This window comes from Rheinheimera sp. ATLC3 (genome assembly GCF_059429535.1).
This window is the reverse complement of sequence record NZ_CM182103.1, coordinates 4,172,689-4,194,147: the sequence shown is the minus strand read 5'-3', so window position 1 is coordinate 4,194,147 and position 21,459 is coordinate 4,172,689. Positions and strand designations below refer to the sequence as shown.

The window sequence follows — 21,459 nt, the reverse complement described above, 5'->3', positions numbered from 1 at the left end:
ATTTGGAGCGAGTAACGAGGTTCGAACTCGTGACCTCGACCTTGGCAAGGTCGCGCTCTACCAGCTGAGCTATACTCGCAAAATTCTGGTACTAAATGGTGCCCGGGGCCGGACTTGAACCGGCACGGGGTTTCCCCCGAGGGATTTTAAATCCCTTGTGTCTACCGATTTCACCACCCGGGCAGACAACTTTAGTTTGTAACATTGCGTGATGGAGGCGGGTCCCGGAGTCGAACCGAGGTGGACGGATTTGCAATCCGCTGCATGGCCACTCTGCCAACCCGCCAATCAAACAATTTTCACTCTTTGAAAGAGTTGGAGCGAGTAACGAGGTTCGAACTCGTGACCTCGACCTTGGCAAGGTCGCGCTCTACCAGCTGAGCTATACTCGCGTGCTTGTGGCCATGTGCCTTAACACGAGACGCATTCTACTGTTTTAATCTGGCCAGTCAATAATAAATTTTGCTTTTATGACTGACTGATTAAATTTTGACTGAGTTGCGTTAATAATCAGCAAAAACAGTGATTAATACACCAGATCGCGCCAGGCTGCCCGTAAATAATCGTACATAGACCATATAGTTAGCACCGTAGCAATGTACAACAACAGCATACCTACCGGGCTAAACCAGCTAACCAGCCAATGCTCTGGTCGCCAGATTAATCCAATCAACGCCAGCATCTGCGCAATCGTTTTATACTTGCCCAGATTTGACACTGCAACATTTGCTCTTTTACCCAGTTCAGCCATCCATTCCCTCAGCGCAGAAATCACTATTTCCCTGCTGATCATAATAATGGCAGGAACTGTTACCCACAGTGATAAACTATCAACCGCAATCAGCACCAAAGCAACAGCCACCATCACCTTGTCTGCTACCGGGTCTAAAAAAGCACCAAACGGGGTAGACTGCTGTAGTTTTCTGGCCAGATAGCCATCTAAGGCATCGGTAATGGCCGCAAGCCAAAATACAAATGCGGCCCAAAAACGCGCATTTTCAATACCGGAATAAAAACACAGTATAAAGACTGGGATAAGAAACAGGCGAAACAGCGTTAACAGATTAGGAATATTCCACATCGGCGAATTCTCTACAGCATCTATAGCACTATGCTACTTGTTATGACAGGCTTGGTAAATCTTTTCCGCTTGAGCCTTTGATATTCCGGGTACTGAGGCTAACTCTGTGACAGAAGCCCGCATCACCCCCTGCAGCCCCCCCAGGTACTGCAGCAGAGCTTGCCGGCGTTTCTCACCAATACCTTTGACCTGTTCTAACGGGCTCCTGATCATTGCCTTACCACGCTTATTGCGGTGTCCGGTAATCGCAAAGCGGTGCGCTTCGTCGCGGATCTGCTGGATCAGATGCAAAGCCGGCGCATCTTCGGGCAGATTGATGCTGCGCCCGTTATGAGCAAGTATCAGTGTTTCTAACCCTGGTTTACGACTTACACCTTTTGCTACCCCCACCAGCAGCGGTTTTTTGCTATGAGGCCAGTGCAGGAATTGCTCTATTGCGATATTAAGCTGCCCCTGCCCACCGTCGATAAAAACAATGTCAGGTATTTTACTTTCATCTTGCAGCTTGCCATAGCGCTTGTTTAACGCAAACTGCATGGCTGCGTAATCATCACCAGCGGTGATCCCTGTGACATTGTAACGGCGGTACTCGGCTTTGTGCGGCCCCTGCCCGTCAAACACCACGCAAGAGGCGATTGTTGCCTGCCCCATAGTATGGCTGATGTCAAAACACTCCATTCTGTTTATAGCGTCAGGCAGCTGCAGCACTTGCTGTAACTGCGCATAACGAACAGCCATTTTCTGAGCAAGCGATTGCTTGTTCTCACAAGCCAGGCGGGCATTTTTCTCTGCCAGGCTAAGATATTGCGCTTTTTCACCGCGCTGGGCATAAGTGATCCGAACCTTGCGTCCGGCAATTTCACTTATTGCAGCAGCAACAGGTTCAGCTTCAGCCAGAGGCTGCGCCAACACTATTTCGCGCGGCAGTTGTTGAGAGCCATAACCATCCAGATAAAACTGCAGCAGGAAAGCACTTAAGATCTCATTCTCTTCAGTATCAGCGGGTACTTTCGGGAAATAGGCTTTGCTGCCAAGCACTTTCTGTTCGCGGATAAATAAGACATGAACAGCAGCAATACCATGCGAGTAAACAAAGCCAATCACATCCATTTCATCATGCGAACCACTGACGCTTTGCTGTTCCTGCACTTTTCTAAGGGCAATGATTTTATCGCGCAACACTGCAGCCTGTTCAAACTGCATTTGCTCACTGGCAGCATTCATGTTCTGCACCAGATCTTCAATTACTTGCTGATCTTTGCCCTGTAAAAACAAACTGGCCAGTTTGACATGATGCATATATTCATCGTCTGAGATTTTGCCAACGCAAGGCGCTGAGCAAAGCTTCAGCTGATACTGCAAACAAGGCCGGGTTCTGGCGCGGTAAAAACCATCTTCACACTGTCTGATGGGGAAAATTTTTTGTAGCGTTTTTAAACTCTGCCAGACTGCTCCGGCATTGGGGTAAGGCCCAAAATACTGGCCCGGCGCTTTACGGGGGCCACGGTGAGAACTGATACGCGGGTGTTTATGTGCGCTGAGAAAAATGTACGGGTAAGATTTGTCATCTCTTAGCAGCACGTTATAGCGCGGTAAAAACTGCTTTATCAGGTTATTTTCAAGGATCAACGCTTCGGTTTCGCTGTGTGTCAGAGTGTACTCAACCTGTGCAATCTGACTAACCAGCGAACGCGTTTTAGCGCTATCGACTTTACTGCGAAAATAACTGCTTAATCGTGCTTTAAGATCCTTTGCTTTACCAACATAAATTACCTGCTGCGCAGCATTTAGCATACGATAAACGCCGGGCTGCTTTGGCACAGATTTCAGAAAATTTTTAGCATCAAACATCAGGCTTTAGCGATATCTATCATGCCGTGACGCAATGCAAGGTGCGTTAACTCAACATCGCCACTGATAGCCAGCTTTTCGAACATGCGATAACGATAGGAGTTTACTGTTTTAGCACTGACATTCAGCTGTTCAGCAATATCATTTACCTTCTGTCCCTGCGTAATCATCATCATGATTTGCAATTCACGATCAGATAAATCGTCAAACGGGTTCTGGCTATGATTATTCACTTTACTCAATGCCATTTTCTGAGCGACTTCATCAGAAATATGTCTGACACCGCTGTAAACTTTACGAATAGCGGAGACCATCTCGCGTGGCGGAGAATTTTTCGAGATAAAACCAGCCGCCCCCAGTTGCATGACTTTAGTAGGAACCGGCTCTTCGCACGATACAGACAGCGCGAGGATCTTAATATCCGGGCAATAATGCAGAATACGTTTAGTCGCTGTCATACCGCCCATACCAGGCATATTCATGTCCATCAACACCACATCAGGTTCATGTTGACGGCAAAACTGTAAAGCTTCTTCGCCGGAGCCAGCTTCGCCTATCACCTTGATACCGCGCTCATCCATTAGTATGCGACTGATCCCAGTACGTACAAGCTCGTGATCATCAACTAACAAGACGTTAATCAATTTGCCTCTCCGTTTCACTGGATATTAGAATTATTATTGTCGTTTAGCTTAGCCGAGCACAGCCATGTTTGCTAAACAAATTATACCAATACTATTAGTTTTGCCCGGTTGAGGTTAAGTGTGCCAGAAAGGTTAAAATTTTTAAACTATTGAATTAAAGAAAGGCGTTAAATGCAGGGCTTTGATGTTGTAAGTATTGAGATGTAAGTGGCGGAGGGAGAGAGATTCGAACTCTCGGTGGGCTATTAACCCACGCCGGTTTTCAAGACCGGTGCATTAAACCGCTCTGCCATCCCTCCGCGTTACAGGGCGAATATTAAAAACTGTACCGGGCTTTGTAAAGGGCTTTTTTGTACTTTTCAACCGTTTGCCTAGTAAATCGACAATAACGCCGTTATTCGTACAATTTCCAGACTACTTCCTTTATAGCACAAAGCTTTTTAATTTTTGCGGATACAAAAAACCACCTTGAAGGTGGTTTTAGTGGCGGAGGGAGAGAGATTCGAACTCTCGGTGGGCTATTAACCCACGCCGGTTTTCAAGACCGGTGCATTAAACCGCTCTGCCATCCCTCCGGCGACGCGTATATTAATCAGTTCGTCAGACAAAAGAAAGCATTTAATCGAAAAAAATCACATTGTCGCTAAATTGTTACTGTGGATGCTGGTCTGAACGGAACTTACTGCGTATGATATCGTCAAATGCGTTATTAAACCTTTGTATCAGGAGAGTAAATTATGTCATACAGAGAAACTTCTGTTCTAAGCACTGCCGGACGCAGTGTGGAGATCAATAAAGTTCTGCGAAATACCTACTTTTTATTGGCTATGACCCTCGCCTTCAGTGCCGTGACAGCAAGCGTGGCCATGGCGCTTAATATGTCTCCAATGATGTCGCTGGTATGTTTTGTAGCTGGTTTTATTATGCTGTTTATTGTCAATAAAACTGCGGACTCTGCCAGTGGTATTTTTTGGGTGTTTGCTTTCACCGGCGCTATGGGCGCATCACTTGGCCCGATGCTGAACTACTACGCGGGTTTAGCTAACGGCCCGGCGTTAATTATGCAGGCCCTTGGTGGCACGGCACTGATCTTTTTCAGTTTGTCAGCTTATGCATTAACAACCCGTAAAGATTTCTCTTTTATGGGTGGTTTCCTGATGGTAGGTCTGATTGTTGTGCTGGTAGCCGCGCTGGCAAACATCTTCCTGTCGATTCCAGCCCTAAGCTTAGCGATCAGCGCTGCAATTATTCTGATTATGTCTGCCCTTATTCTGTTCGATACCAGCCGGATTATTCATGGCGGTGAAACAAACTATATTCGCGCAACTGTTGGTTTATACCTGAATGTTTTCAACATTTTTGTCAATTTGTTGCAGTTACTTGGCGTATTTGGCGGCGATGACTAAACACCGGCGCTATGCCTCTTTACACTAATTAGTTAAAATGCCCCGCTGGTCGGGGCATTTTTTTATTCAGGCACTTTATTTATGACGCGCTTTGGTTTACTGCTTACATCCAATGGTTTTGCCAGTCAGAGCCTGGCGAGTGCACTGCATTTTGCCAAAACTTCAGTTCAAATGGGTCATAGCATAGAGCACATTTTTTTGTACCAGGATGCCGTATACTGCGCCTCTGCTGATAGCGATTTGCCTGCTGATGAGCCAGATCTCAGCGCCGAACTGGCCCATTTTTGTCAGCAACACCATATACCTCTGCTTTTTTGCGTTACTGCTGCAGAAAAACGTGGCGTCGTAACTGCAGTAAAACAACCTAAGCACGGCTATGTCGCTGCTGGCCTGGCTGAGTTCGCGATGCGACAAACCAATATAGATAAGTTGATACAGTTCTGATGCGAAATATATTGCTTCTACAACAACACAGCCCGTTTAACAACAGCAATGGCCGTGAAGCTCTGGATATGGCGCTGGCGTTAGCCGCCGTCGAGCACAGCGTCAGCATTTTGTTTTGTGATGACGCTGTTTATCAGTTACTGCCAACAGTCGACCAGCCAGACTTTGGCCTGAAACAGTACCCGCGCAGTTTTAAGTTGTTTTCGCTGTACGATATAGAGCAGGTTTATGCTTGCCTTGAATCAGTTACAGCGCGCGGGTTAGAACCGGCACAGTTAAATATTGCGGTAACCTTGTTGAGCAAGGCCGACATTGCTGCTTTGCTATCGTCTCAGCATCAGGTGATAACAACTTAATGAAATTAATAAGCTTGATTACACCAGAAGTAAATCTGGATTCTCTATCTCGAATTTGTCAGCACGACGATGCTATTCTGTTGCGGCAGGATGCAGTTTATCTGTGCTTGTCTCCTCACCTTTCGTGGCCTGTAAAAAAGTTATATGCGCTGCAGACAGATTTAACAGTACGACAACTTCAACAGCCTGATGGCATCACCGCTGTCAGCGCACAACAATGGGTAGAACTTTGCAGTAAAGCGACGCAGAATATTTTATGGCAGAAATAACAGTTGATGGAAAAGCAATACCGTTGGATAAACACGGCTATCTGGCTAATTTACAAGACTGGAATACGGCGGTTGCTCAGGCGCTTGCTGTGGCGGAACAGATAACAATGACCGAGGCGCATTGGGAAGTTGTGCATTTCGTAAGACAGTTTTATGTCGAGTTTCAGACGTCTCCCGCTATACGCATTTTAGTCAAAGCGATGGCGCAACAGCTTGGCCCTGAAAAAGGTAATAGCAAGTATCTGTTTATGTTATTCCCGCAAGGCCCTGCCAAGCAGGCGACACGGATAGCCGGCCTGCCCAAGCCAGCTAAGTGTTTATGAATCAGCAAAGGCGTCGCTGAGAATACTGATTATCGACTCCAGCGTCACTATGGCGAAAATTGCTACTATGCCAATAATTATCGCCAGATAAATACCCCGCATTAGCGCGGGGTTAGTCTGTTTAATGCTTTTACGGGGTTTGGGCATTTTTATTGATCCTGCTAAAACCGGCACAATCCAGTAACGTCAGTGCCGGCATCTGCTTAGGTTTACCCCAGCTTCGCTACGCCACCCATATAGGCCCGCAACACTTCCGGCACTTCAATGCTGCCATCCGCTTGCTGGTAGTTTTCCAGAATGGCCACCAGTGTACGGCCAACAGCGAGTGCAGAACCATTTAAGGTATGAATAAGCTCTGGCTTTTTCATATCAGCCCCACGATAACGGGCCTGCATCCGCCGAGCCTGGAAATCGCCCATGTTGCTGCAGGACGAAATCTCCCGGTAAGTATTCTGTGCCGGTAACCATACTTCCAGATCGTAAGTTTTGCTTGAGCCAAAGCCCATGTCACCCGTGCACAGTAACATTACGCGGTAAGGTAAACCCAATAACTGCAACACTTTCTCAGCATGACTCGTCAGCTCTTCCAGCGCTTGCATTGATTGTTCCGGGTGTACCAACTGCACCAGCTCAACTTTGTCAAATTGATGCTGACGGATTAAACCACGGGTATCACGCCCGTACGAGCCTGCTTCACTGCGAAAACATGGGGTGTGAGCGGTATATTTTACCGGTAGCTCTGTTGCATCAAAAATAGTGTCGCGTGCCAGGTTTGTCACCGGGACTTCTGCCGTCGGAATAAGTGCCATACCCTGGCCTTCTTCCGTTGCCGGCTGAGTATGAAACAAATCCGCTCCGAACTTGGGCAATTGCCCTGTACCCAATAAGCTGGCGTGGTTTACCAGGTAAGGCACATATAATTCGGTATAGCCGTGTTCGCCGGTGTGTAAATCCAGCATAAACTGCGTCAGAGCGCGGTGCAGTCTTGCAACTTGCCCGCGCATAACAACAAAACGTGAGCCTGCAACTTTAACTGCACTTTCAAAATCCAGGCCTCTATCCAACGCCTCGCCCAGCGCTACATGGTCTTTCGTTTCAAACGCAAACTGACGTGGCTCGCCAAACCGACGTACTTCAACATTGTCTGTTTCGTCTTTACCGGCAGGTACCGAAGCATCTGGTAAATTAGGTACCGTCAGCGCAATCTGCTCAACGTCATGCAAAACTTTGTCTAATTGCTGCTTAGCAGCATCAAGCTGCGCACCTAAGCCATCCACCTCGGCCAGTAAAGGCGTAATATCTTCACCACGGCCTTTTGCCTGACCAATGGCTTTCGATTTGGTATTACGCAGATTCTGTAAATCCTGTGTTTCTACCTGTAACGAGCGGCGCTGCTCTTCCAAAGCGGCCAGCTTCGCAACATCCAACACATAGCCACGCTGCGCCAGACGGCTGGCGGTTTCTTCTAATTCTGTACGTAAAAATTTCGCATCTAGCATAGTAATTACTTCATTGAACCCAGTTTAAGCCCTAACCAGGCAAGCGTTAAACATAACAACACATTTAATAATACGTTGGTGATAGCCTTCAGCCAGTCGCCTTGCTGCAACAACAACACTGTATCCAGCGAAAAGGTAGAAAACGTGGTAAAAGCGCCAATAAGACCAATAGCAATCAGCGCACGCCAGGGCGACACTGCCAGCATACCACTGCTGAACAATGCATATACCCACCCCAGCACAAAAGAGCCCAGAATATTAACCAGCAAAGTGCCAAAAGGGAATGATTTCCCTAAAACATTCATTGCCAACTCGTTCAAACCGTAGCGTAAACTTGCGCCGATGGCGCCACCAACTGCAACCGCAAGATAAGATAACACTAGTTTCGCCTCTTTTTAGGGCTTTGGGCATCCAGCTGCTTTAAATAACGCAGCTTCTCCGATAGCTGTTTTTCCATGCCGCGATCTGATGGCTGATAAAACGATTGCCCGGCTAAACTGTCTGGCAAATATTGCTCTCCTGCAGCATAAGCTCCGGGTTCATCATGCGCGTAGCGATATCCTTCACCAAACCCCAACTGCTTCATTAAACCGGTCGGGGCATTACGCAAATGTAGCGGCACATCATAGGCCGGTTGCTCCGAGACTAATTGCTTTAACTGATTAAAAGCACTATAAACCGCATTGCTTTTAGGCGCTAATGCCAGATAAACCGCAGCTTGCGCTATCGCGCGCTCACCCTCCGACGGCCCGACGCGCTCAAACGTATCCCAGGCGTTTAGCGCCAATGTTAATGCCCGCGGATCAGCATTACCAATGTCCTCACTGGCAATTGCCAGTAAACGCCTTGCAACATACAGGGGATCGCCGCCGCCAGCCAGTATCCGGCAGTACCAGTACAGTGCGGCATCCGGGTCTGAGCCGCGCACGGATTTATGAAATGCCGAAATCAGATCGTAAAATAAGTCACCCTGATTATCAAAACCCGGCAACTGTTTCGGTACCAGATGCTTCAGAGTGTCAAATTCGATGACTTTACCCGCGCTACCTGCTTCGGTGAGTTCTGCGGCCTGCTCTAACAGGTTGAGCAGTTTGCGGGCATCACCGGCAGAAAGCTGAAGTAACAATTGTTCTGCGTCAGTCGTCAGTGTAATGCCTTCGTCACCCAGACCCCGCTCTGTGTCAGTTAACGCCTGCATCAACACCTTGCGCAAATCGGCATCACTCAGGGCTTTAAGTACACACACTCTGGCACGGGACAAAATAGCATTATTCAGCGCAAAAGACGGATTTTCGGTGGTTGCACCAATAAAAATGATAGTGCCATCTTCGATAAAAGGTAAGAATGCGTCCTGCTGACTTTTGTTAAAGCGGTGTACTTCGTCGACGAACAGCAAGGTGCGTTGCTGATATTGCTGCTGACGTTGCTTAGCTTCAGCAATAGCGTCACGTATATCTTTAATACCACAGGTAACAGCTGAGAGTTTGCTGATAGCTGCATCAGCATGGCTGGCAATAACTTCAGCCAGTGTAGTTTTACCTGTGCCAGGAGGGCCCCACAAAATAAGCGAAAACACCCGCCCCGCCGTGATGGCTTTGCGAAGCGCAGTACCTTCACCAATTAAATGCTGCTGACCTGCGTACTCATCCAGATTGCGTGGGCGCATTCTGGCAGCCAGCGGTCGGAAGTCCTCACCAAAATCGAGGGGTATAGAATTCACAATAATTATCGCTGACGCTGATCATCAATATCAGTATGCTCGGGCGGTTCAAACCGGAACAGGCTGTCTTCTAAGGCAATATTCAGCTGCACCAGCGTAAAATTAAATTCGCTTAATTGCTGGTTCATATCCAATACCTGCATCTTCGATAAGGCTGAGCCGGAAAAACTCAGCGTTAACTGCTTAACCGGGCTGTCTGCAGCTTTTGAGCGGATAACAAACTGCTCACCCTGCCGCGTAACATCGTATTGTTGCCACAGCTCAGGCTTAGTTGATGTTAGTAACACAAAAGGCGTTCTGTTCACCTCATTTTGCGAATCATAAATCGTCAGTTGCTCCAGCGGCTCGTTGTAAAACCACAACGTAGCACCATCGCCAATAAACAGATTGGGCTCAGGCTCGGTCGTTTCGAAACGGAATCTGGCCGGCTGCTTTATCATCAGCTGGCCTTTACCTTGCTGCAGAAGTTGATGCTGCGCATCGGTTACCTGCTGCTCAAAGCTGGCAGAAAAGGTCTTTATCGTTGCCAATTTACGCTGCAACTGCTCCTCAGCACTTTGTGCAAGCGCCGAAACAGAAACAGACATCAAAACAACAGCAAACACTTTACGTAGCATTTAATATCCTTTTGGCGGCGCTGGCGCCATGACTTCTCGGTTACCGTTATGACCCGGGCCGGTAACAATACCACTGTGCTCCATTTGCTCTACCAGACGCGCGGCCCGGTTATAACCAATGCGGAATTTACGTTGTACTCCGGATACCGAGGCCCGGCGTGTTTCCGTGACAAAGGCAACAGCTTGATCATAAAGCGGATCAGCTTCGCCATCTTCGCCTTCCATGGTTTCACCCGGCAGTAGATTCTCTTCGGTGGTTTCACCACTTAAAATATCCGGAATATAATTTGGCTTGCCACGTTTTTTCCAATCCGCCACGACAGCATGCACCTCGTGATCATCAACAAAAGCGCCATGCACCCGGGTCGGCACGCCTGAACCCGGTGGCAAATACAACATATCGCCCTGTCCAAGCAAGCTCTCGGCACCCTGTTGATCCAGAATAGTACGTGAGTCAATTTTCGATGACACCTGAAAGGCAATACGGGTTGGAATATTCGCTTTAATCAAACCGGTAATAACATCAACAGAGGGCCGCTGCGTAGCCAGAATCAGGTGAATACCGGCAGCCCGGGCCTTCTGAGCGATACGTGCGATAAGCTCTTCCACTTTTTTGCCAACTATCATCATCATGTCGGCAAATTCGTCTATCACCACAACGATAGAGGGCAGCTTCTCCAGCAGCGGTGCTTCAGTACGCATATCATCAGATGGCCGCCAAAGCGGATCTTTAATCGGTGAACCTGCAGCAATGGCTTCTTTGATTTTTGCGTTATAGCCTTTTAAATTACGTACGCCCAGCGCCGACATCAGCTTATAGCGTCTTTCCATCTCACCAACACACCAGCGCAGGCCATTAGCTGCATCTTTCATGTCGGTAACCACTTCGGTCAGCAAATGCGGAATACCTTCATAAATAGACAGCTCCAGCATTTTCGGGTCGATCATCAAAAAGCGCACATCGTCAGGTGTTGATTTATACAGCAAACTACAAATCATCACGTTAACGCCTACCGATTTACCGGATCCGGTCGTACCGGCAACCAGTAAGTGAGGCATTTTCGCCAGGTCTGCGACAACCGATTTACCGGCGATATCCTTACCTAATACCATTGTCAGTGGTGATTTAGAGTTATCGAAGATTTCGTCACCAATGACTTCTGACAACCTCACAATTTCTCGGTGTTGATTAGGCAGTTCCAAGCCTATGTAAGATTTACCCGGTATCACCTCGACTACGCGCACACTGATAGCTGATAAAGAACGGGCTAAATCTTTTGATAAGCCGGTAATTTTACTGACTTTAACACCAGGCGCTAAATCCAGCTCAAACCGGGTTACCACCGGGCCAGGATGCACACCAACAACCTTGGCTTCAACATTAAAATCCAGCAGCTTTGCTTCGACCAGACGGGATACCCGCTCCAAATCCGCGGGGTCTATCGGGTTCACCGCTTTATCCGGTCTATCCAGCAGCGCAAGAGACGGCAACTCCTCCATCTGATGCGATACTTCTTCGCTATCATCTTCATCGTCTGTCATGGCTGACAGCACAGTTTCTACTTCAGATTCAGACGGTAAATCCAGCTGTTGTAAGGTTTCTTCCCAGCCACCACTATCGGGTTCATCGATGGCACTGAATGACAGGTTCTCATCGGCCAGTGTATCCACACTGTAATACGCTTTAGCCTGCGTTTTTTCATCTAACGGCGAGATTGGCAAACTGTCTGCAACAGGTTTACCAAGCTTAGGAGTTTGTCGTGACTTAGGTGCAGCCAGCACCGGCTCCTCTGCAGCGTAAGTTGTAGCGACCAGCGGTTCTTCATCCGGGTTCTGGGCAAAGGGGTCGTAGTCATCTTTACTGCGCTCTTTTAAACGCTGAGGCACTGACATTAAAAACTGTGCAGCGTTATAACACGCCGCACCTAATGCATCTGCCACTGTTAACCAGGAAATACCTGTCATCAGCGTAAGCCCGGTCGCGAAGCCGCACAGCAGCAACAAAATGGTGCCGATAAAGTTAAAATAAGGTAGTAACGCGCCGCTGACGACATCCCCTATCACACCGCCTGAAGAAAAATAAAAAATATCGTTAAAATTCATACTGCTGATAGCAGTTGCTGTTAGCAGCGTCAGCACCAGGCCAATGATCCTCAGCCCCAGGATAAGATAATCAAGGCTCATCAGATCATGAAAACGTTTAAACAGCAGATAGCCACTTAACGCGACGAGAAAAGGTATTAAATACGCTATCCAGCCGAAGCTGAAAAGCAGCAGATCAGCCAGCCAGGCACCTATAGGGCCGGCGTAATTATGGACACTGGTTTGATAACCGGTTTGCGACCAGCTCGGATCCGCCGGATCAAAAGACAACAACGCCAGCAACAGAAACAAGCCAAAGCCGGAAAATACGATTAATCCAACTTCGAGCAAACGCTGCACACCGTTTAGCGGAAAATAAACTCTGTTCTGCAAATGAAGGACCCTACCTTTTCTCATCTTTTTATCATTTTGCGCACCAAGAGGCAGTACTGCAGGCTAAGATACCAGAGACACTGTAAAAGTGCATCTGTGAAGGCCGGCTGAACCGACAATTAACTGCTTATTGCTACAAAGGTGGTTTGCTTTACTTCTTCCATCACTACATAGGTACGGCTTTCCCGCACACTGGGTAATCTGAGCAACGTTTCGCCAAGCAGTTCACGGTAAGCTGCCATATTTGCCACCCGGGTTTTCAGCAAAAAGTCGAAGCTGCCGGACACCAGATGACACTCCTGGATTTCTTGCAGTTTCTGCACCGCTTTGCTGAACTCATCAAAATCTTCCGGCGAGGTTTTACTTAAGGTAATTTCAACAAAAACCAGTAACGCGGCACCTACTTTATGCGGATCTACCTGCGCGGTATAGCCAAGAATAACTCCTTCCGCTTCCAGCTTTCGCACGCGCTCCAGACAAGGCGTTGGGCTAAGCCCTACCCTACGCGCCAGCTCTACATTTGCTAAACGCCCATCGAGCTGCAATTCTGCCAGTATTTTACGGTCTATACGATCTAACTTCTTGATACTTTTATTTAAAGAGTACATAGCAGCGAAAAACTTTGCCGTTTAAATTTAAACAGAATTTTGCACTACGCTGAAGCGTAAAAACAAGCATTAATTCTATAAAATAATAAGTATACTGCGCACAAATTTTACCTCGGCCAACATTTACCTCAATATAAGGCTTAAAATTATGATTATTGGCGTACCAAAAGAGATAAAAAACCACGAATACCGCGTTGGCATGACTCCAGCCAGCGTACGCGAGTTGGTTAACCATAAGCACAGCGTGCTGGTTGAGGCCAATGCTGGTATCGGTATCGGCTTTACCGATGAAGACTACACCGCAGCCGGTGCAACTGTATTGGCGACAGCAGCTGAAGTTTTTGCCAAAGCAGAGATGATTGTAAAAGTAAAAGAGCCACAGGCTGTTGAGCGTGCGATGTTGCGTGAAGGCCAGATCCTGTTTACTTACCTGCACCTTGCCCCGGACTTACCGCAAACTGAAGATTTAATTAAATCAAAAGCCATTTGTATTGCCTACGAAACGGTTACCGACAATCGTGGTGGCCTACCGCTGTTAGCACCTATGTCAGAAGTTGCTGGCCGTATGTCTATTCAGGCCGGAGCCCGCGCCTTAGAGAAATCCTGCGCTGGCCGCGGTATGTTGTTAGGTGGTGTACCTGGCGTTGCACCGGCTAAAGTGGTTGTTATTGGTGGCGGTATGGTAGGTACCAACGCCGCTCAGATGGCTGTTGGCCTGGGTGCAGATGTAACAGTGCTGGATCGTAGCGTTGACGTACTGCGCCGTATCAATGCGCAATTCAACGGTGCTGTTAAAGCTATTTACTCAACTGCGGATGCACTAGAGCAGGAAGTGCTGGCGGCCGACTTAGTGATTGGTGGCGTTTTGGTGCCAGGCGCTGCAGCCCCGAAACTGGTTACAAAAGATCATATCAAGCGTATGAAACCTGGCTCAGCTATTGTAGACGTTGCTATCGACCAGGGTGGCTGTGTGGAAACGTCTAAACCGACAACCCATGCTGACCCAACTTACATTGTTGACGACGTAGTGCATTATTGTGTAGCAAACATGCCTGGCGCCGTGCCACGTACATCAACGTTCGCGCTGAACAATGCAACACTGCCATTTATTATCCGTCTGGCAAATAAAGGCTACAAACAAGCGCTACTTGACGATCAGCACTTAATGAACGGCTTGAACGTCATCAATGGTCAGGTAACAAACCAAAGCGTTGCTGAAGCGTTAGGTTTTACCTTTGTTGAACCCAAAACCGCACTCAATGCTTAATGCTCAATAAATAAGCAGCTGCAGAAAAAGGCCGGATATCCGGCCTTTTTTATTTATTCGACTTTTTTATTGCGCGACAACGGTTTATTTGTATTTAGCTATATACATTCCGTGCAGACCTGCTATAGTGCTTACCGGCCTGTAAAGCAGACCTATGTAACAAAATGTTTATGAAAACTTCGCTACACAGCTTCATTGTAAGTCATGTCCTGAAGATTCACGCACGTTTGGCCGCATAAGTAAGGTAACAGTCAGGCTAAAAGCGCAATTAAGCGTCAATTAGTTTATTAAAATTTTTAGGAGTCATTCATGGCTAAAGTAACTGGTGTAGTTAAGTGGTTCAACGCAGATAAAGGTTTCGGTTTCATTACTCAGGACAACGGCGGCGCAGACGCTTTCGTTCACTTCCGTGCAATCCAGACTGAAGGTTACAAAACCTTAAACGAAGGTCAGCGCGTTTCTTTCGAAATCGAACAAGGCCAAAAAGGCCCACAAGCTGCTAACGTTACAGTTCTGTAATTTAAGCGCTTGCAAAAAAGGACACCTCGGTGTCCTTTTTTATTTGCAGCAACGTCACTGTTCATCCCGGACAAAAGCAATATTTGCAAAACCCATGCGGGCAAACTCCTGCTGACGATAGTTCTTTACCGCAGCTCCCCGCTTCGCCGTCATAGCAACCTGCTGTTCCATTGCAAGAAACGCTCTTAAATCAATACCTTCAGCTGCAGCTACCGCTTCGTACATATCGCGATATTTGTCGTAACTGAAGTTGATAACTTTACGTTCATTTTTAAAAGTATAACTAATTTGTCTGGCCATCTGTCGCTCCGGTTATTGCTATACTGCCAGGCTTACACAGTAAACAAGAAAAAATCAGTAGTAATGAGCCAGCCAGCAATGTCATAACATTCTCTTCGCGGTTCCAAAGCAGAATGTTTACCAGTAAGCCAGCTGGGATCAGCATATTATTCATCACAGCTAAAGTACCGCTGCTTACCCTGGTGGCGCCTTTGTTCCACCAAAAATAACCACCACCCGACGCTACCAGCCCAAGCCAAAACAAAACTGTCCATTGTGTCATGCTATCCGGGTATTGCGTACCACCAAGTATCAGCCAGGCCGGTAAAGCAACAGCCAAAGCCCCTGCATAGAACCAGCCAAACACTTGGTGCTGGGCAATCAATAATGGCTGTTTCTCCAGTAATATCTTATAGCCCACTTGCCCCAGTGCGAAACACAGATTAGCGCACTGCACTATGATAAAACCTAGCCAATATCCCTGGCTCAGACCTTTATAACGCATAATAGCAGCGCCAAGCACCGCTATCATAGCAGCCAGTAAAAACCGGTAGCGAAAACGACGCTGCAAGGCGTCATACAGCAAGGTGATATAAACAGGTGTAAAAATAGTAAAAATGAGCACTTCAGGCACGCTTAGCAGCAAAAATGACTGATAATAAAACAGATACATCAGCCCCAGCTGCACAGCGCCTAATGCCGACAGCTTAGCCGCCAGCAGCCAGGGCAAACGACGCATAAAAGGCAGGAAAACCAACAGCGCCAACCCCACGCGCAGTAATACAGCAAAGTAAGGATCAACCTGACCGGCAAGGTACACGCCTATCAGGCTAAATGAAAACGCCCATAGCAGCGTTACGCCGACAAGATAGCTCAAAGTGTTTCATCCAGCTGTTGCTGTTTCACCAGAGGCGCAGCATACAGCGCACTTAGCATAGGCGCAGCTGCCACTGGCACCGCTTGCAAGCGGTTTTGCCACTGCTGAGCAACCTGTTCGTTAACAGAGGTATGTTCCTGGCCTGCAGCCAGATAATTGATGGGAAACAGACGGTACTGTTGCCAGATTTGCTGATCTATAAGCGCAGCCAGCTGTTCGGGTTCGGCTGGTACCCCGCTGATAGGTTTACCAAAACCAACATGAACCCGGCCTTTAATGCCGACTATGCCTTTAATAATACTGTCTATGTCTTCAAACTCTGCTTTTTGATACGCACCTTGAGTTTGCTTATGCCACAGCTCTTTAATTTTATCGGCGTCACAGGGGTCATATTCGTATGACAAACAGACCGGCACTATATTCAAACCTGCCATATAGCTGGCAAACTCTTCACCGCGTTTTCTACCTTCCATATAAAACATTTTCAGAATAGCCGGATCGGTTTCATCATTACCGTCTTTGGCCCGGCCTTCTTTTTGCGCTATCCAGATAGAGTGCTTTTGCTCGATCGAGTGTTTAATATAGCCAGATAGCTGAGACAGGTTTTTCAGCAGCTCTCGCGGGCCTTTAGCCCCCCTTTTTACAATAAAACTTTTGTTTAACTTCATCAGCTCGGTGGCACAGGCTTTACGTAACAGGTTATCGCCTATAGCAATTCGCACCGTATCAAAGCCGTGATGATGCAGACACCAGTTCACCAATGCCGGGTCCATCGCAATATCGCGATGATTTGAAATAAATAAATAGGCTTTGTCCTGCTGTAACTGCTCTATTCCAGACACAGTCACTTTGTTAGTTGTACTGTCTATCATCCGGTCCATAAAACCAGCAACCTGTTTTTGCACTGCTTCCACGGTATTCAGCTTTGCCCAGCGTCTTTTCAATGCAAACTTGACCAGTGGTGACAGTAACCAGCCAAAAGGGCCTGACAAATGTGGAAAACGGTAATGCAAAATAGCCTGAATAAACTCGTCATCTGCTATTAGCCGGGCTATAGCAGGCGCAACTTCGGCATCGTTGTAAGGCCGTATATCGGCGTAAAGATCCTGTTCTGACACGTAAATCACTATGTTGGTAAGCCAAAAGAGCGCTCATTTTACTGGGTTAGCGAAATTTCACCAGTGCCAAACCCATTTAAGCCCACATTACAATGACAGCAGCAATAACAATAAGTGCCAGCCCCAGATGGTCTGTTTGTTTAAGTTTCTCTTTAAAAATAAAAGCTGAAATAAGTAGCATAAACAACACTTCAACCTGCCCGAGTGTTTTAACCAGTGCGACAGATTCCAGACTCATTGCTGTGAACCAGCCGACAGAGCCCACACAGCTGCATACACTCACTGCCAGCGTTAATTTGCGGTGTCGCCATAATGCGAGCAGAGCTACCCTGTCTTTTAACGCCAACCAAAGCATCAGAATCAGGGTTTGCATCAATATCACCAGTACCAGCACCCAGGCCGCACCATGCGGAAAAGGCAAACCTAATGTCAGACTGGCCTGGCGCACCCACAACGACGTTAGCGCAAAGGCCAGACCACTACCCAGCCCAAGCAATAACACCTGAAATGACAGCTGCCGTAAGCGTGCTCCACTGAGTAAAAACACTGCACAGCCACCGAGAAATACGCCAAACCAGCCCCATAGCGTTAAGCTTTCTGCAAAAAACAACACGCCGAGCATCGCTGCCAGTACCGCTTCGCTTTTTGCCAGGCCGGCGCCAATAGCATAATTTTTTAGCTGAAATAGTTTTACCATTAGTGCCGTGGCCAGTATCTGCGCCAGTGAAGCAGCAATGATAAAACCGGCAAAAGTACCGCTGAACTCTGGCATGGCTGCAGGCCGCCAGGCATATAACGCCCAAAGGTAGAAAGCGGCCAGAGGTAAAGCAAAGATAAAACGGGCAAGGGTAACGCCAGCCACGCTGACATCTTTACTCAGCTGCTTTTGAAACGCATTGCGCCAAGCCTGCATGAAAGCAGCCAGTAAGGTAAAGGGGATCCACAGCATCACTGCACACCAGAGAGGACGTAAAGATGGCTATATTAACAAGTTATGCAGTCGATAGACAGCAGCACGCACTATGATGGATATTCAGCAGTCTGATAATGACAGACAGCACAATGCTGCCTGTCATTTTGGGCAAGATACTATTCGGAAAAATCTGCTTCAATCGGAGTACTGCTGGCCGTTATCTCAGTATTCTGCGCCTGCAAGAACATGACTTCATCAGCAACCTCTGGATCATCCTGTACATCGCAACTTAAAGCAGCGGTGTAGACACCGGCATCGATGAAGCCAAGGCTGAAGTTGTACTCGCTGACACCATCGAAGTACACATTGGTGCTGGCGTAGGGCTGATAAGTATTATCACCACCATTGTCAGACAATTCTGCCAGCGGGCGATCTGCCCCTTCATACAAATACACTGTTGCCACTGGCATCAAAGCATCGGCAGGCACCACGGTACAATTATTATTTATCAATAAACTCTCCGCTACAGAGCCGGTTAAATGCCCTACTTCACTGTTGTTGACTAACCTTAACCCGGTAGGTTTTAGCAGGTATCCATCCTGGCCAGGCGGATTTACCATGGCTTTACGCAAGTCAAACTCTAACGTGTAGCTAAAAGTGCCACCGGCAGATAAGGTAACACCGCCCAGTTTCAGCTCATTTGACGGGACCCGCAGCGGCGCACGTGAGCCATCTTCCTGTTCAACGTAGCTACCTTCGGCAATTTCCAGTCGCAGTTGACCATAATTACCGGCTTCAAACTGCGCGCCGGTAATTAACGCTTCTGATTTAGCACCATCCAGCAGTAACAGATCAATACCCCGGGTGTTCGGAATAATATTACCTTCTGCATCACGACAGCTGTCGTTGGCGGCCACAGCTTCATCATCATCACCAATAGTGAAGCTCTGACTGCCCAGACCATTACCGGTAAGCTCAACTTCATTAAAGCAAATCATTACCGCTCTGGCACCATTTACCGGCGCATCACTTACACTCAGATTGAAGGTCGCAAACATGGGTTCAGTATCGCCATCTCCCCCACCGCCACAGCCTGCAAGCAATGAAACAGACGCCAGCATGGCTGCCGTTGTTGTTATACATTTCATATGTCGCTCCTTGTAGATAACTCGACAGGTATAGCAACCTCGTCTGAATATCGCCTTAACCGACATATAACGTGTTGTCTGGTTGGCTAAAATTAGTGCAATCGGCTGGCAGAGCATTGCTTTCTGGCGGGGAATCATTATGATACGCCGTACATCGGTACGTAGCGCAGCTTGGTAGCGCACTGTCATGGGGTGTCAGGGGTCGGAGGTTCAAATCCTCTCGTACCGACCATTATTCCTCAAACAAAGCCCCGCTTTTGCGGGGCTTTGTTTTTATTGTTAAATTTTAAAACCGCTGAGCGACTTTTTCATTTCACTGGCCATTTGCCTTAGCTGCTGACTGGAGGCAGATAACTCACCGGATTTCGCAGTGGTACTTTCCACCGCATCGGCGATGTTTTCCATATTTTCGTTTATCGTGCCCGATACCACCGCCAGCTCTTCTGTTGCACTGGCCAGTTGGTCATTCACATCTGTAATGCTGGAGACCGCGGCATTAATACGGCCCAGCGCCTCATTAGCCTGCTGCGAGCAGCTAATCGTCTGTTCAGTCTCAGTTTTACTTTGCGCCATAGATTGCACAGCGTTGGTAGAATCCTGCTGAATACCTTGTATGCGCTGATTAATATCCTGTGTCGACGCCTGCGAACGGCTGGCCAATGTACGCACTTCGTCGGCAACCACGGCAAAACCACGGCCCAGCTCGCCAGCCCTTGCTGCTTCAATGGCCGCATTCAATGCCAGTAAGTTTGTCTGCTCAGCAATAGCACCTATTACATCGGTCACCGCACCCACCTCTTCACTGCGCTTAGACAGCTTAGCGATAACATCAGATACCTGCTCCAGTTTAACTTTCAGCGCATCTATTGCTGTAATGGTCTGTTTAACCGCCGCAACGCCATTTTGTGCCTCCTGATCGGCGTCACGCGCAGCTTTTGCCGCGGTTGTCGCGCTACGGGCCATATCTTCACAGGTCGCCGTCATTTCATTTACGGCTGTAGCCACCTGCGCAGTCTGATCCATCACATTTTGCAGGATCTGCTGAGTATGCTGACTGGTATCGTCCAGTGCTTCTGACTGCGCTGCCAGTTGCTCTGCCATGGCAGATTGCTGGGAAATAATGCCCCGCAACTGGATCACTAAGCTACTCAAAGCAGCAAGCAAGCTGCTGGTATCGCCAGGCTGCAGTGAGAAATGCACTGAAAAGTCTCCTGCTGCTACCTGCTGCACCAGAGCCTTGGTATCGGCCACCTCGCCGCCAAGCGCCTGTAACAGCCAGCGCCGTATATATAGCGATATGCCCACAGTGAGAGCGATGATTAGCAGTACGACAGCACCTACCTGGCGGGCCACATGCCAGAACGCTGCTTTAACATCGTCGATGTAAATACCCGAACCCAGCACCCAACCCCAGCGTTCATCTTTTGCCACATACGACAGCTTGGTATAGCGCTCTTCACTAACACCGCCTCCTTTCACTGGCTTTGGCCATTGGTATTCAACAAAGCCGCTGCCGTAACGGTTAATAACATCAACAATGCTGACGAACAGATTGGCGTTATCCAAAGTCTGTTGCTGGCTGCCATCACGGTTACGCATCAAAGTGGCGTAGTTAAAACTGGGCTTGTCCAGTACAGTGCCTTCGAGTGCTGGCACGGTTGGGTGCATTATCATGCTGGGCACTGGCCGCCCTGTGTCGTTGATCCAGATATATTCAGTGCCGTCATAACGGATGACTTTAATCGCTGCCATCGCTTGCTGCTTAGCTTGTTCTTCTGTCAGTGCACCACTTTGTGCAAGTGACTGATAGTGTTTTACCACACTCAACGCACTGTCGATAACTGCCACAACGCGGTTTTGTCTGCCTTCAATCAGGCTATGGTTTAATGCACTCAGCGCAACCGCTGCTAACACTAAAAAGCCTAATAGCGCCAATACGGGTATGCTGAGTAACCGACCACCGACCGTCTTCCAAAATCCCATGATCTATCCTTACTAATGCTGTTTTTATACCAGTTGAAAACTGAATTTATTTTTTTGAACAG

General features: G+C 47.9%; 23 protein-coding genes and 7 tRNA genes. 8 read left to right on the top strand and 22 right to left on the bottom strand.

The genetic code is table 11. The features are described 5' to 3' along the window. Positions 1 to 3 precede the first annotated feature (3 nt). From AC5SV9_RS19600 to AC5SV9_RS19560, 9 genes are all read right to left on the bottom strand, one after another. A tRNA-Gly gene (locus AC5SV9_RS19600) sits at positions 4 to 79 on the bottom strand. Positions 80 to 96: 17 nt separating this feature from the next. After that, a tRNA-Leu gene (locus AC5SV9_RS19595) sits at positions 97 to 183 on the bottom strand. 29 nt (positions 184 to 212) lie between these two features. After that, a tRNA-Cys gene (locus tag AC5SV9_RS19590) sits at positions 213 to 286 on the bottom strand. Between the two features lie 30 nt (positions 287 to 316). Continuing rightward, a tRNA-Gly gene (locus AC5SV9_RS19585) sits at positions 317 to 392 on the bottom strand. Positions 393 to 526: 134 nt separating this feature from the next. Beyond that, entirely contained in the window at positions 527 to 1,081 is a 555-nt protein-coding gene (pgsA, locus tag AC5SV9_RS19580; protein WP_134054918.1) for a CDP-diacylglycerol--glycerol-3-phosphate 3-phosphatidyltransferase, read from the bottom strand. Positions 1,082 to 1,114: 33 nt separating this feature from the next. Next, positions 1,115 to 2,932 carry an excinuclease ABC subunit UvrC gene (gene uvrC / locus AC5SV9_RS19575; protein ID WP_475150555.1) on the bottom strand — a complete coding sequence of 606 codons (1,818 nt, stop codon included), beginning with the start codon at positions 2,930 to 2,932 and terminating at the stop codon, positions 1,115 to 1,117. After that, on the bottom strand, positions 2,932 to 3,576 hold the full coding sequence (uvrY, locus tag AC5SV9_RS19570; protein ID WP_134054922.1) for a UvrY/SirA/GacA family response regulator transcription factor: 645 nt from the start codon (positions 3,574 to 3,576) through the stop codon (positions 2,932 to 2,934). The genes uvrC and uvrY overlap by 1 nt, the downstream gene beginning before the upstream one ends. 208 nt (positions 3,577 to 3,784) lie before the next feature. Then, positions 3,785 to 3,875, bottom strand: a tRNA-Ser gene (locus AC5SV9_RS19565). 185 nt (positions 3,876 to 4,060) lie between these two features. Then, positions 4,061 to 4,151 (bottom strand) — tRNA-Ser (locus tag AC5SV9_RS19560). Between the two features lie 162 nt (positions 4,152 to 4,313). Here AC5SV9_RS19560 and AC5SV9_RS19555 point away from each other — a divergent pair. The 5 genes from AC5SV9_RS19555 to AC5SV9_RS19535 all read left to right on the top strand — a co-directional run bounded on the left by AC5SV9_RS19555 (position 4,314) and on the right by AC5SV9_RS19535 (position 6,374). Next, positions 4,314 to 4,982: a Bax inhibitor-1/YccA family protein gene (locus tag AC5SV9_RS19555; RefSeq protein ID WP_134054924.1), complete on the top strand. Its 669-nt coding sequence runs from the start codon at positions 4,314 to 4,316 to the stop codon at positions 4,980 to 4,982. An 81-nt stretch (positions 4,983 to 5,063) separates the two neighbouring features. Beyond that, complete coding sequence (gene tusD, locus AC5SV9_RS19550; RefSeq protein WP_475150559.1) at positions 5,064 to 5,426, top strand: sulfurtransferase complex subunit TusD; 363 nt, start codon at positions 5,064 to 5,066, stop codon at positions 5,424 to 5,426. After that, complete coding sequence (tusC, locus tag AC5SV9_RS19545; RefSeq protein WP_226765376.1) at positions 5,426 to 5,782, top strand: sulfurtransferase complex subunit TusC; 357 nt, start codon at positions 5,426 to 5,428, stop codon at positions 5,780 to 5,782. The genes tusD and tusC overlap by 1 nt, the downstream gene beginning before the upstream one ends. Then, on the top strand, positions 5,782 to 6,051 hold the full coding sequence (locus AC5SV9_RS19540; protein ID WP_226765375.1) for a DsrH/TusB family sulfur metabolism protein: 270 nt from the start codon (positions 5,782 to 5,784) through the stop codon (positions 6,049 to 6,051). Before tusC ends, AC5SV9_RS19540 begins: the two co-directional genes overlap by 1 nt. Beyond that, positions 6,039 to 6,374 carry a TusE/DsrC/DsvC family sulfur relay protein gene (locus AC5SV9_RS19535; protein WP_134054932.1) on the top strand — a complete coding sequence of 112 codons (336 nt, stop codon included), beginning with the start codon at positions 6,039 to 6,041 and terminating at the stop codon, positions 6,372 to 6,374. The genes AC5SV9_RS19540 and AC5SV9_RS19535 overlap by 13 nt, the downstream gene beginning before the upstream one ends. Here the strand turns inward: AC5SV9_RS19535 and AC5SV9_RS19530 are convergent. The 7 genes from AC5SV9_RS19530 to lrp all read right to left on the bottom strand — a co-directional run bounded on the left by AC5SV9_RS19530 (position 6,369) and on the right by lrp (position 13,293). Further along, positions 6,369 to 6,521, bottom strand: a complete 153-nt coding sequence (locus AC5SV9_RS19530) for a hypothetical protein (protein WP_226765374.1) — start codon at positions 6,519 to 6,521, stop codon at positions 6,369 to 6,371. The genes AC5SV9_RS19535 and AC5SV9_RS19530 overlap by 6 nt on opposite strands. A gap of 62 nt (positions 6,522 to 6,583) precedes the next feature. Next, on the bottom strand, positions 6,584 to 7,873 hold the full coding sequence (serS, locus tag AC5SV9_RS19525; RefSeq protein ID WP_475150563.1) for a serine--tRNA ligase: 1,290 nt from the start codon (positions 7,871 to 7,873) through the stop codon (positions 6,584 to 6,586). Positions 7,874 to 7,878: 5 nt separating this feature from the next. After that, positions 7,879 to 8,253 (bottom strand): fluoride efflux transporter CrcB, encoded by a 375-nt coding sequence (crcB, locus tag AC5SV9_RS19520; RefSeq protein WP_475150565.1) that lies wholly within the window; start codon positions 8,251 to 8,253, stop codon positions 7,879 to 7,881. Next, positions 8,253 to 9,539 carry a replication-associated recombination protein A gene (locus AC5SV9_RS19515; protein ID WP_475150567.1) on the bottom strand — a complete coding sequence of 429 codons (1,287 nt, stop codon included), beginning with the start codon at positions 9,537 to 9,539 and terminating at the stop codon, positions 8,253 to 8,255. Before AC5SV9_RS19515 ends, crcB begins: the two co-directional genes overlap by 1 nt. 59 nt (positions 9,540 to 9,598) lie before the next feature. Next, positions 9,599 to 10,210 carry an outer membrane lipoprotein periplasmic chaperone LolA gene (lolA, locus tag AC5SV9_RS19510; protein ID WP_475150569.1) on the bottom strand — a complete coding sequence of 204 codons (612 nt, stop codon included), beginning with the start codon at positions 10,208 to 10,210 and terminating at the stop codon, positions 9,599 to 9,601. Beyond that, the gene (locus AC5SV9_RS19505) at positions 10,211 to 12,685 is read right to left on the bottom strand and encodes a DNA translocase FtsK (protein ID WP_475150571.1); all 2,475 of its coding nucleotides are present in this window, start codon (positions 12,683 to 12,685) and stop codon (positions 10,211 to 10,213) included. A gap of 119 nt (positions 12,686 to 12,804) precedes the next feature. Then, positions 12,805 to 13,293 carry a leucine-responsive transcriptional regulator Lrp gene (gene lrp, locus AC5SV9_RS19500; RefSeq protein WP_134054945.1) on the bottom strand — a complete coding sequence of 163 codons (489 nt, stop codon included), beginning with the start codon at positions 13,291 to 13,293 and terminating at the stop codon, positions 12,805 to 12,807. Between the two features lie 148 nt (positions 13,294 to 13,441). Between lrp and ald the strand changes: the two genes are divergently transcribed. Further along, positions 13,442 to 14,560, top strand: coding sequence for an alanine dehydrogenase (gene ald, locus AC5SV9_RS19495; protein ID WP_475150573.1), 1,119 nt, complete (start codon positions 13,442 to 13,444; stop codon positions 14,558 to 14,560). Positions 14,561 to 14,869: 309 nt separating this feature from the next. Beyond that, the gene (cspE, locus tag AC5SV9_RS19490; RefSeq protein ID WP_008222696.1) at positions 14,870 to 15,079 is read left to right on the top strand and encodes a transcription antiterminator/RNA stability regulator CspE; all 210 of its coding nucleotides are present in this window, start codon (positions 14,870 to 14,872) and stop codon (positions 15,077 to 15,079) included. Positions 15,080 to 15,133: 54 nt separating this feature from the next. On the opposite strand, the gene AC5SV9_RS19485 is transcribed toward cspE, so the two are convergent. The 5 genes from AC5SV9_RS19485 to AC5SV9_RS19465 form a co-directional block, all read right to left on the bottom strand. Continuing rightward, complete coding sequence (locus AC5SV9_RS19485) at positions 15,134 to 15,379, bottom strand: DUF2960 domain-containing protein (protein ID WP_475150576.1); 246 nt, start codon at positions 15,377 to 15,379, stop codon at positions 15,134 to 15,136. Then, a complete protein-coding gene (locus AC5SV9_RS19480; protein ID WP_475150577.1) occupies positions 15,363 to 16,235 on the bottom strand; it encodes an EamA family transporter in 873 nt (290 codons plus the stop codon). Before AC5SV9_RS19480 ends, AC5SV9_RS19485 begins: the two co-directional genes overlap by 17 nt. Beyond that, the gene (locus AC5SV9_RS19475; RefSeq protein WP_475150578.1) at positions 16,232 to 17,353 is read right to left on the bottom strand and encodes a lysophospholipid acyltransferase family protein; all 1,122 of its coding nucleotides are present in this window, start codon (positions 17,351 to 17,353) and stop codon (positions 16,232 to 16,234) included. The genes AC5SV9_RS19480 and AC5SV9_RS19475 overlap by 4 nt, the downstream gene beginning before the upstream one ends. A gap of 76 nt (positions 17,354 to 17,429) precedes the next feature. Beyond that, positions 17,430 to 18,302: an EamA family transporter gene (locus AC5SV9_RS19470; protein WP_475150581.1), complete on the bottom strand. Its 873-nt coding sequence runs from the start codon at positions 18,300 to 18,302 to the stop codon at positions 17,430 to 17,432. 140 nt (positions 18,303 to 18,442) lie between these two features. Next, positions 18,443 to 19,414, bottom strand: coding sequence for a DUF4382 domain-containing protein (locus AC5SV9_RS19465; protein ID WP_475150583.1), 972 nt, complete (start codon positions 19,412 to 19,414; stop codon positions 18,443 to 18,445). Between the two features lie 155 nt (positions 19,415 to 19,569). Here AC5SV9_RS19465 and AC5SV9_RS19460 point away from each other — a divergent pair. Then, positions 19,570 to 19,646, top strand: a tRNA-Pro gene (locus AC5SV9_RS19460). A 47-nt stretch (positions 19,647 to 19,693) separates the two neighbouring features. Here the strand turns inward: AC5SV9_RS19460 and AC5SV9_RS19455 are convergent. Continuing rightward, positions 19,694 to 21,397, bottom strand: a complete 1,704-nt coding sequence (locus AC5SV9_RS19455) for a methyl-accepting chemotaxis protein (RefSeq protein WP_475150584.1) — start codon at positions 21,395 to 21,397, stop codon at positions 19,694 to 19,696. Positions 21,398 to 21,459: the final 62 nt, after the last annotated feature.